The 11,143-nt window shown below is 53.2% G+C and carries 7 protein-coding genes; 3 read left to right on the top strand and 4 right to left on the bottom strand.

Annotated features, from left to right (window positions below; translation table 11 throughout):
• The first annotated feature begins 813 nt into the window (after positions 1 to 813).
• The gene (locus tag L6H98_RS12165; protein ID WP_236415373.1) at positions 814 to 1,617 is read left to right on the top strand and encodes an SH3 domain-containing C40 family peptidase; all 804 of its coding nucleotides are present in this window, start codon (positions 814 to 816) and stop codon (positions 1,615 to 1,617) included.
• A 180-nt stretch (positions 1,618 to 1,797) separates the two neighbouring features.
• Here the strand turns inward: L6H98_RS12165 and L6H98_RS12160 are convergent, their stop codons facing one another.
• On the bottom strand, positions 1,798 to 2,706 hold the full coding sequence (locus tag L6H98_RS12160) for an ArsR family transcriptional regulator (RefSeq protein ID WP_236415372.1): 909 nt from the start codon (positions 2,704 to 2,706) through the stop codon (positions 1,798 to 1,800).
• A 175-nt stretch (positions 2,707 to 2,881) separates the two neighbouring features.
• Between L6H98_RS12160 and L6H98_RS12155 the strand changes: the two genes are divergently transcribed.
• Positions 2,882 to 4,390, top strand: coding sequence for an alpha-N-arabinofuranosidase (locus tag L6H98_RS12155; RefSeq protein WP_290371442.1), 1,509 nt, complete (start codon positions 2,882 to 2,884; stop codon positions 4,388 to 4,390).
• Between the two features lie 210 nt (positions 4,391 to 4,600).
• On the opposite strand, the gene L6H98_RS12150 is transcribed toward L6H98_RS12155, so the two are convergent.
• Positions 4,601 to 6,346: an ABC transporter ATP-binding protein gene (locus tag L6H98_RS12150; RefSeq protein ID WP_236415411.1), complete on the bottom strand. Its 1,746-nt coding sequence runs from the start codon at positions 6,344 to 6,346 to the stop codon at positions 4,601 to 4,603.
• A gap of 103 nt (positions 6,347 to 6,449) precedes the next feature.
• Complete coding sequence (locus tag L6H98_RS12145) at positions 6,450 to 8,201, bottom strand: ABC transporter ATP-binding protein (RefSeq protein ID WP_236415371.1); 1,752 nt, start codon at positions 8,199 to 8,201, stop codon at positions 6,450 to 6,452.
• Between the two features lie 382 nt (positions 8,202 to 8,583).
• Here L6H98_RS12145 and L6H98_RS12140 point away from each other — a divergent pair, with 382 nt between their 5' ends.
• The gene (locus L6H98_RS12140) at positions 8,584 to 9,504 is read left to right on the top strand and encodes an S-layer homology domain-containing protein (protein ID WP_236415370.1); all 921 of its coding nucleotides are present in this window, start codon (positions 8,584 to 8,586) and stop codon (positions 9,502 to 9,504) included.
• Between the two features lie 104 nt (positions 9,505 to 9,608).
• Here L6H98_RS12140 and L6H98_RS12135 read toward each other — a convergent pair whose 3' ends face one another.
• Complete coding sequence (locus L6H98_RS12135) at positions 9,609 to 11,132, bottom strand: glycoside hydrolase family 43 protein (RefSeq protein WP_236415369.1); 1,524 nt, start codon at positions 11,130 to 11,132, stop codon at positions 9,609 to 9,611.
• Between the last annotated feature and the right edge of the window lie 11 nt (positions 11,133 to 11,143).

Here is an 11,143-nt window from a genome sequence, read left to right as displayed (position 1 = left end):
CGGGCGCGGAGACCGGCGTGATCCAGGGACGGTTCTCCAAAACGAATTGGGCGAGCTTCGATCAGACCAACGATTACTCGTACGACGGGGCAATGACGGATTTCGCCGCCTGGAACAAAGTAACGGCGCATATCGACGGCGTAAAGGCCTGGGGCGTTGAACCGTAATGTACTGCCTCATCGGAAAATAATGAAATAAAGGAAATGGGCCGGAGAGAAACTCCGGCCTTTTTTGCGACTATATAAACCGCAAAAAAATAAACACACGTTAACGGAGAGGCAGAACCAATCTGGAGAAGCAAAGCGTTCGCTAAAAGCTTTCTGAAAGAAAGCTGCATCGGAAGATGGAACTGCACTCGAAGTGCCCTAGTGTGAACGATTAAGTGCGGTTTATATAAGTACATTGTCATATTCAATCGGCGAACGCTGCTGCGGAATGAAGGAGGAATGGGGAAAAGCACGCCAAAATGCTGCGATTTACGTGTAGTAATGTTTACCACTTATGGAATTTGAAATTAAAATATGGGTCATATGAACCATCATCTTCATCCATGAATGAAAAGAGTGCATTGCAGATCCAAAATCGCCGCAGCTCAAATGTTTACAATATTTTAACCTTTTGAATAAGACGCCCGGCGAGGCATCCGAATCAAAAATATGGAGACATGCCCTGATTCTTAGTGCTCAAATCAGCCTGAAGCAATACAGGACTTTGGACTGATGATCGTTCTGGACAGCGCCTTTACAATGGGGCAAGCCCGGTAGGATTACGGACCAGGTTAAAATTCTGTAACTTCAGGAGGAAAACGACATCATGAATTGGAAAAGCAAAATCATTACGGCAAGCGTAACGGCAGCGATGTTGATGGGAAGTCTGACGACTGGAGCATTCACGGCCCAGGTATCGGCAGCTACGATAGAAAATTCCAAAGCCAAGATCATCCAGGGAGTGAACATGCGCACGTCTCCTTCGACGTCTGCAGGCGTCGTACGTCAATTGCCTCAAGGCGAGACGGTAACCATTTTGGGCACGTCCGGTTCGTACTGGTACAAGGTACAGGATTCCAGCAACCAGACAGGATACATATCTTCTTCATCCAAATATACGCAAATGGTCAGCAGCGGCGGCAACAGCAGCACAAGTTCTTCGGTAGCGGGCAGCAGTTCAGTTACCGGCAGCGAAGCCGTGGAAAAAGTGATCGCCGCAGGCATGAAATATTTGGGCACGCCTTACAAATACGGGGCAGACCGCAACAGTACGGCCGCGTTTGACTGCTCCAGCTTCGTCCGCCGGGCATTCATCGATGCGCTGGGCATCACGCTGCCGGCAGACTCTCGCAAACAGGGCGACTATGTCAAAGCCAAAGGAGCGGTTCAAACCGATTGGACCAAGCTGAAGCGCGGCGACCTGATGTACTTTATGTCCTATAAAGGAACCAAGGCTTCCGCATATTCGGGCGTGAACAAATCGACGGCCAGAATTACGCATACCGGCATCTATCTTGGAGACGGCAAAGTGCTGCACACGTATTCGAACGAGGGCGGCGGCGTAACGGTCAGCGACATTTCCGGCAAGCACTGGGAATATCGTTTCCTGTTTGGCGGAAGCGCGCTGTAAATCAGACGCAGCGAGACAAATACTAACAAAGCAGCTGTTTGGATTGAAGCTGCGCGTCACTGCGGTGTTTATCAATGATTTTTACATTGGAAAACACCGCATGGCGTGCAGCTTTTTTGATTTTGCGCCACCCCGTATCGAATATCTCCCCCACTCTCCCCCAAGTTTGCACTCAAAGACCTACTCTTGGTAATACACCCGAAATAAAATATCCTGATTGTAATTGCCGAATCCTTCCCCGTACAAGGTGAGCCCGCCAACATGCCGTGCATCCTCTTCGACCGACAGGCGCAGCGTCCACTGATTGCGTTCCACGGGGATATCGGATAACGTGACGCCGGACATCAGCTGGCCGTCGATGAACGTTCCCTGCTCCGTAATGCGCAGCACTTTCAGCATGCCGTATTGGTTGACGCTTTCGCTCCACCAATCAGGCGTAAATACGCCGCGGCCGTTTCCCGAGTCACCAGGGCTCGTCCAGTCCCCAAGCTTGATGCCATTCAACGTAAACGTAATGTCGGAAGGCCAATTGGGGTTGACGGAAGGCGCTTCGGACCCGATCTCCAGCGAGAGTTCAATCGCTTCCATGTGCTGCCCGGCCAAAATGTAATTCGGGATTTTGTATTCCACGAATCCGCGCCCGAACCATAGAATGTGGGCATGCATGCGTTCCGGATCGAGAAAATATCGTGGATCGTCGTATTGTCCGATAATATGGCTGGAGGTGGCCAGGCCGCAAGTGGGATATACATCAAATTGCGTATAATGCCCGATGGGAATCGCCACCTCGTGCACCTTGCTTGAGCTCCCGCTTTCCTGCGGCATCGAGATGCCGATCCAGTCAACGGCAAGGCTGTTCATTTTATGGGTGCCGCCGTCCTTGCGGACCATTTTGGATTGAATGATGCCTACATCCTGCAGTTTGCGCACATGCATCGTTACGATGGCGCTGCTCAAACCGAGCGCGGCTGCAATGTCCTTGACGTTTTTGGGGCTTTCGGCAACAAGCCGGATGATCTGCAGACGGACTTCGCTGGCCAGTGCCTCATATAGGGGCAGCCATTCTGCATCGGTATTTGCTCTGATCACAAAGGTCCCTCCAATAGATGTGTTTAGGATTAATTTAAACATAAATTCAAAGAATAGGATAACATTTTCAAAATTTAGTGTTGAAATTAAGCTTAACATCGATTTTAATATAAATATGAACATTGATCCATAGGTTTTAAATTAATTTTTTTATTAATTTAAGGAGTTGAACTTTATGGTGCAAAAAGCAAAAATGACGGTAGACAAGGATTTCACGATTGGAGAAGTGGATAAGCGCTTATACGGTTCTTTCATTGAGCATCTGGGTCGTGCCGTATATGGTGGTATATATGAGCCTGGCCATCCTGAGGCTAACGAAGCGGGGTTCCGCAAGGATGTGCTGGAATTGGTCAATGAACTGCAAGTTCCGATCGTGCGTTATCCGGGAGGTAATTTTGTATCCGGTTACAATTGGGAGGATTCCGTAGGTCCGGTCTCCGAACGCAAACGCAGGCTGGAATTGGCTTGGAGAACGATCGAAACGAATGAATTCGGGTTCAACGAATTCGTGGATTGGGCGAAACAGGCCAATACCGATGTGATGATGGCGGTCAACCTGGGAACGCGCGGTGTGGATGCGGCCAGAAACATCGTGGAATACAGCAACCATCCGGGAGGCTCTTATTACAGCGATCTTCGTATCAAGCATGGTTACAAAGAGCCGCATAACGTTAAAACATGGTGCCTTGGCAACGAAATGGATGGTCCATGGCAGATCGGCCACAAAACTGCGGTGGAGTACGGACGAGTAGCTCTGGAAGCGGCCAAGGTCATGAAATGGACCGATCCTACGATTGAACTGGTTGCCTGCGGCAGCTCCGCGATCGGCATGCCGACATTCCCGGAGTGGGAAGCAACCGTCCTGGATCATACATATGATCACGTGGAATATTTGTCCCTGCACCAGTACTACGGCAATGCCGCGCAGGATACGCCGACGTTCCTGGCCCGCTCGCTGGAAATGGACCGTTTCATTGACACGGTCAAAGCGACTTGCGATTACATCAAGGCGAAAAAGCGCAGCAAAAAGACGATGTTCCTGTCCTTTGACGAGTGGAACGTATGGTACCATTCCAACGAAAGCGACAAAAAGCTGGACCCATGGCAAATCGCTCCGCCGCAGCTGGAAGACGTATACAACCATGAAGACGCTTTGCTTGTGGGCTGCATGCTGATCAGCTTGTTGAAGCATGCGGATCGCGTCAAAATGGCTTGCCTCGCGCAGCTCGTCAACGTCATCGCGCCGATCATGACCGACAACGGTGGCGCAGCGTGGAGACAGACCATTTTCTATCCGTTCATGCATGCTTCCGTGTTCGGTCGCGGAACCGCGCTGGTGCCGCTGATTCAATCGCCGAAATACGATACCAAAGAAATTACGGACGTTCCTTATCTGGAAGGCATCGCGGTGCATAACGAAGAAAAGGGCGAAGTGACGGTATTTGCGGTTAACCGTCATCTGGATGAAGCGCTGCCGCTGGAAGTGGATCTTCGCAGCTTTGGCGAGTGCACGCTGCTGGAGCATATCGTACTGGAAAGCGATGATCTCAAAGCGGTCAATACGGCTGCAGAGCCGAACCGCGTAGCTCCGCATAACCGCGGAGGAGCACAGGTATCGGGAAGTCTGGTTACTGCAAGCCTGTCCAAGGCTTCGTGGAACGTGATCCGACTGAAAGTACAATAAAAGATGGCATGTTAGCGGGCGGGGAAATCATCAAACGTTTATTAGGTTCATAATCAACGAAAGCGTTCAGGTGGAGTGGTGTCCATTTGAACGCTTTTTTGTCGGTTGGTCCGGAATGTAAAGAGCCCAACCGGACATTTCTCCAGTTGAGCTTGCTACATTTCCTGTCGTTTTCAACAGTGTAATTGGGCATCTGCCGTCTGCATGGGTTTAACTCGAAACGGCCTCGTCGTTACCCGCTTCCCGTGCATGCGCGACCAATTGGGCATATACGCCTCTGGCCGCAAGCAGTTCCGCATGGGTGCCTTCCTCCGCAATTTTGCCATGCTCCATAACGATGATCCGGTCGGCATGCATGATCGTGGACAGGCGGTGGGCAATGACGATGGTCGTGCGCCCTTTGGACACGGATTCCAGCGCCTGCTGTACGAGCAGTTCGGTATGCGAATCCAAATTCGCCGTAGCTTCATCCAGGATCAGCACCCGAGGCTGGAATACCACGATCCGGGCGAAAGAGATCAGCTGACGTTCCCCGGCGGACAGGCCGCTTCCGCGTTCGGAGAGAAGGGTATCGTATCCTTCAGGAAGCCGGCGGATCATGGCATCGGCGCCGACGAACCGGCAAGCTTCGATGGCTTGCTCCCGCGTAATGTCTTCGCGAAACATGCGCACATTCTCGATAATGGAGCCGGAGAACAGGAAGGGTTCCTGCTGGATCAAGCCGATGATCCGATGAAGCGTGGCTTGCGGAATGTGCCGAATATCGAAGCCGTCAATGTCAATGCTGCCCTCGTGGACATCATAAAAGCGATTCAGCAGGGAGATCAAGGTGCTTTTGCCGGCTCCGGTCGTGCCCACAATGCCGACCATTTCCCCGGGATAGAGATGCAGGTCCATGTTTGAGATGATCGGCTGGCCAGGCTGGTATCCGAAGGAAACATCGTTGAAATCGATCTGTCCCATCACTTGCTTTGGTTCAAGCTTGAAAGCTTTGGCCGGTTCGGGTTCGGCGACCTCCGGTTTCGTGTCCAGAATGTTTGCGATCCGCTCCATGGAAACGGTGGCCGACTGGAACGTATTCCATTGCATCGTGATTTGGTTGATCGGTTGAAAGAACTGCCGAATGTAACTGATGAAGGCATAGAGCACGCCGACTTGCAGCGATTCGTTCAATACGGCCCGCCCGCCAAGCCAGACCATCAGCACCAGTGCCGCATTGCCCAGAATGTCGAATGTGCGGTTGAAAATGACATGGGAGCGTGCTTGGCGAATGTTGGCTTGAAGGTGCTGCAGATTTTTTTCCCCGAATCGCTGCTGTTGTTCTTTCTCCTGATGAAAAGCCTGAATCAGAAACATGCCTGCGAGATTTTCGGCAGTGAATGCGATCAGACGCGCAAACCTTGTTCTGGCGTTCTGATACACTTTACGCAGATTGCTGCGGAACAAGATCGCAACAACGGCAATGACAGGCAGCACGGCCAGGGAGTAACCCGCCAGCACAGGGTCCAGTTGGAACATGAACACGAGGATCAGCACAAGCATCATGCCGTCCCTGATCAGGCTGAGCAGAACTTGGGTGAAGAAACTGCTGATCGTCTCGGTATCGCGAGAAACGTTGGTGACGAGACTGCCGATGTGATACCGATCGAAGAAAGACATCGACATGCGTGTGATGTGGTGAAAAATGTCTTTACGAATGCGGGAAACGATGCTTTGGCCGACATGCTGCAGCAAATTGTTTTGCACGTAGGTGAACACAAAGCCGGTTATGGCGAGAACCAGGTATACCGCAGCAAGCTGCATAAGAAAACCGGTACTTGTGTTCCCGATGGCCAAATGGTCGTCTATGGCGATCTTGACCAAATAGGGCTGCAGCAGATCAGCCAGAATACCCAGCAGCGAGCAGGCAAAAATGCCAAGAAAGGCGAGCCTGTGCGGCTTGGTATAGGTCATCATCGATTTGAAGGAGGTCCGCTTGTCGGATGCGTCAGACGCTCTGGAATCGCCTTTCGCCGGAGACGATGCATGCTGCTCGGCAGTCATCGGGTCAGGCTTCCCGCTATGTCGTTCGGTCATGGTACAATCCCTCCTCTTGCAAACGATAGGTCGCCGCATACAGCCCTTCTGCAGCCATAAGGTCCGCATGGGTTCCCTGTTCGGCAATCCGTCCCTCGTCCAGCACGATGATATGGTCGGCATGACGGACCGCGCTGATTCGGTGGGACACGATCAATGTCGTTCTGTCCTTGCCCAGCTTGCGCAAGCCGCGCACGATGCCGCTTTCGGTGACGGCATCGACCGCGCTCATGCTATCGTCGAGGATGAGCACTTGAGACTGTTTGATCAATCCCCTGGCGAGGCTGGTGCGCTGGCGCTGCCCGCCCGACAGGGTAAGCCCGCGTTCGCCCAGCTTGGTGTCAAATCGATCCGGGAACCGAATGATATTTTCGTAAATCATGGCCTGCTTGGCGCTATGCTCTACCGTATCCATCGGCAATGTTCGATCGCTAAAAGCGATGTTGTCGCGAATGGTCGTGCTGAACAGGAACCCGTCCTGGGGCACATATGCAATACAGGCGCGCAAGCTTTCCAGGGATATTTTGCGGATGTCGGTTCCATTGATGCGGATGGTTCCGGCAGGAGGCTCGTACGTGCGCAGCAGCAATTTGACGAGCGTGCTCTTGCCCGAACCGGTTTTGCCTACGATACCGACCGTCTGCCCGGCGCGAATGTGCAATTCCACGTTCTGCAGGACGGGGGCAGGGCTGCCGGAGTAGGCGAAGGACAGGCCGCTGATGGATATGTCCCTGATCGAGCGAAGCGACTTGGCATTCGCAGCTTCCTGAATGTCGGGCTCTTCCGCCAACAGGTCGTTTACCCTTTCGAGAGAGGCCCCGGAACGCTGCATCGTGTTGATGACATTGCCAATTTGCTGCAGCGGTCCGATAATCATGCGCAGATACAAGGTTAATGCAACGAAACTGCCGAGCGTAATGGTATGCTGCATCGTCATGATGCCGCCTACAAGCAGGGAAACGACGAGAGATAACGATCCGAATAACGGAAGAAGCGCTTGAAACAAGGAAGACATGCGCACGAGGCGCAATTGTTTGCTCCGAATGGCATCTACCGCCATACCGAACCGTGCGCGGGCCTGATCTTCCACGGCAAACGTTTTGGTCACGCGGATGCCGCCGAATTGTTCCTCGGCCGATTCGGTCATGTCGGCGAGAGCTTCCTGCACATCACGGGAGCGCTTACGAATTCGCGGGCCAAAATGGACGACCAGAAACGGAATAGCCAGCAGCGGCAGCACGCTGATCATCATCAAGGACAGCGGGATCCCGCTGAGCAGCATCATGATGATGCAGGACAATAACAGAAAGGTTGCATTGGTCATGGTGGTCACCCCGTTGGAAATGGCCTCGCGAACGGAGGTGACGTCGTTCATCACGTAGCTAAGCAGTTTGCCGTTGCCCTGTTTGGAAAAATAGTGCTCGCTTAGTTCGGAAAACTTGCCGAAAATGCGTTCACGGGTCATGAATTCGAACCGGCGTCCCAGCTTCATGATCATGAACTGCCCGGTTCCGAACGACACGTTGTACAAAATAGCCACCGCCAGCAAGATGATGCTGTACCTCATCACCGTATCCATACGCAGGCTGTTCTGCATGAGTTGGTCCGTGAAGCTGCCCAAAATGCGGGGCAGGGAAGCCTGCCCGACATTGGAGGCGATAATCAGGACCACGGCAACCGCATATACGGGCCATTGGCTGATCACGTAGCTTCGCAGCAATTCTCGTTTGGACATAGGCATGGTTCTCCTTTGTTGAATTCAAAGATATCGATGCAGAGCGTAGAAAAGGGCCGACACCCGAATCAAGGTGTCATGCCCTTTTACTTTATGCGAACGAATTCGAAGATTATCCGTATATGAACGGATTTCCGTATGCCGATCGACGAAATCAGTTCACTGCACGACATGCAGTCGATAGGTAACGTCCGTTGACGTCCTTTCATGCTAACAACTACTATTGTTGCGCTATTGAGGAGCAATGTCAATGAAGCGGAGCAAGCTGATGCATTAGAGGTAAACCGGAATGTACAGGTTTGGTGAAACATTTTGAAGCAAGGGGCCGTCTGTAGGGGTGAAGGTTGGCAATCAGGTTTAAACTACTATCGGAGGTGTCAAAATGAAACATAAAAAAGGATTGGCGGCGACACTCGCTCTTTGCGTATCATTGACGGCGGGAGGTGCATCCGTGCTCGCATTCTCGGACCTGCAGGATGAAGGACAGAAAACGATCGTGGATACGCTCAAATCCAAAGGCGTCGTAAACGGGGTGACGGCGGATCTGTTCAAGCCGAATCAGGCGTTATCCGAACCGCAGGGCATTCAGTTGATCGTCAAAGCATTTGGTTTGAAAAACGCGTACGCATCCCCTGCGCAAAGCAAAATCAGTCCTGACACTTGGTATGCGGATGCCGTGCAAGCTGCGACCCAGAATGGATTGTCCATTCCCGTAGAAGTGAATCCGCAGGCCAAAATGACGCGCGAACAGTTCGTGATCCTTCTTCAAGAAGGGATTGCCACAACGGGGAATTATCCGGTCATTATGAGATATAACGTCGTGAATGATGAAGACAGCATCGGTGAGAATGCCAAATCCGCCGTCCAGAACCTGCTCAACATGAACATCATCCAGCTGGACAAAGACGGGAACTTCCGTCCGGATCAGCCGCTTACCCGCATGGAGGCCGCAAGCATGATTTTTAACGCACTGGAATTTATCGACCAGTTTGGAAACGGAGGCTCCATAGAGCCTGCACCGGTGGATCCGGGAGCGGGACAGGCGGGCATCGTGCCGACGGTAACAACGACGAAAGTGGACGACAAGACGACCAAAGTGAAGCTTTCTGCCGAGATGCCGCACCCGGGCTACGGATTGAAAATTGATGATGTCAAACTGGAAAAGGATGGACGTGCCATCGTGCTGTATTCGATCGTTCAGCCTGACCCGGACAAAATGTATCCGATGGTCATTACCAACGTCACGGCCGAAACGGACATCCCGTCCGGATACACTGTCGAAGCACAACCTTCGGGCAAATAAGCAGCGTGTAATTCCTGAAAGCCATAAAAAAAGAACCCACCGCATCCAGTTCATATGGACGGTGGGTTTTGTTATGTGGTGCGATCCGGACATCTGTTTACAGATCAGGACGGGGAGCTCACGGTCGGTTCGTAGTCGAACCAGTCGAACCGGGCAGGCGTGCCTTGGCCGCCCGGGCTGGTGGCGTACATTCCGACGATGACGCCGGTGAAGCCGCCCGCTACCTCTGTGGAGAGCAGGTGGGTTTCGCCGGAGCCGAGCTCGATCCATTCACGGTCATTCGTGCAGATGGAAAAGGCGAAAGCGTCAGGCTCGGCCTGGACCCGAAGGACGACGGGACCTTGGCCGCAATCCAGCGCGTATTCGGTACGCATGGAGCCTACGACCCGCCGAAGCACGACCGATTTGCGTCCATCGACCAGCCTGATGCCCAGATCGTAATGATAATTCCGGTTCATGAATACCGAGAGGCCTGCTTCTTCTCCATGCTGCCGGGGTTCGAAATCGAGATGCGCTTCGATGCGGCACGAAAAATGGCTCAAGCGACGTCCGATGAAGGCTGGGCTTCCACCGGCGTCAAGGGATAACGGGTTACCGTGGAGGACGAGGTGTCCCGGCTGTTCCATTAGCGACCAACTTCCCGGGGCCGGATTCCGGAGGAATAACCAGTCCATGCCAAGTTTCGGCTGATCGAAGTGATCGCGCGCGGGCGGATGCGGCCACTTTGCTTCGGCAAGCTGCGGCCCGTCCATCTCGGGAGCGATGCGTCCGTCATGGCCGATGATCGGCCAGCCCGCTTCTGTCCACGTGACCGGGGCCAGAAACGTTTCCCGACCAAGGTGATGGCGAAGCGGATAGGACGGGGGACGGATGCCGAGACAGACGGCCCACCAGCTTCCGTCCTGAGCCTGCACCAGGTCGGCGTGCCCGGTCGCATGGATGCTGCTCTTCATGCTGCGGTTCGACAAAATCGGGTTGTGGGGACATGGTTCGAACGGGCCGTACGGATCATTGCTTCGCGCGATCGTTTCCATGTGGCCATACTCCGTTCCACCTTCGGCGATCATCAGATAATACATGCCGTTGATTTTGTACAAATGGGGCGCCTCCGGAGCAGCGCCCCCGGTTCCTTTCCAAATCAGACGGCTTTCGGTCCGTTTGTTGCCGGTATCCGCGTCGATTTCGCACTGGTAGATGCCTTCGCCCTCATCACCATTGCATGCCGACTGAAAATATACCCGCCCGTCATCGTCGAAGAGGAGGGACGGGTCGATGCCGTCTTGTGCGACAAACATCGGATCGGACCATGGCCCTTCCGCATGCCTGCTGCGTACAAAGAAGTTGCCGCCGTCGCTGACATTGGTCGTTGTCATGTAGAACCAGCCTTCATGATGGCGGATCGTCGGGGCATAGATGCCGCCCGAGGTCCAGGCCCGGTCCAGCGGCAATTGCTCCGGCGTGGTCAGGCAGTGTCCGATTTGCCGCCAGTTCACGAGATCCCGGCTGTGGAAGATCGGCACTCCCGGATAATATTCAAACGTGCTCGTGACCAAATAATAATCTTCGCCTACCCGGCAGACGCTGGGATCTGGATAAAAACCGGGAATCACCGGATTGGTATATTTCATCTTGCGCTGCT

It is taken from the genome of Paenibacillus sp. JJ-223, assembly GCF_927798175.1.
GTDB classification, from domain to species: Bacteria; Bacillota; Bacilli; order Paenibacillales; family Paenibacillaceae; genus Paenibacillus; species Paenibacillus hubeiensis.
This window is presented reverse-complemented; position numbering and strand designations above follow the sequence as displayed.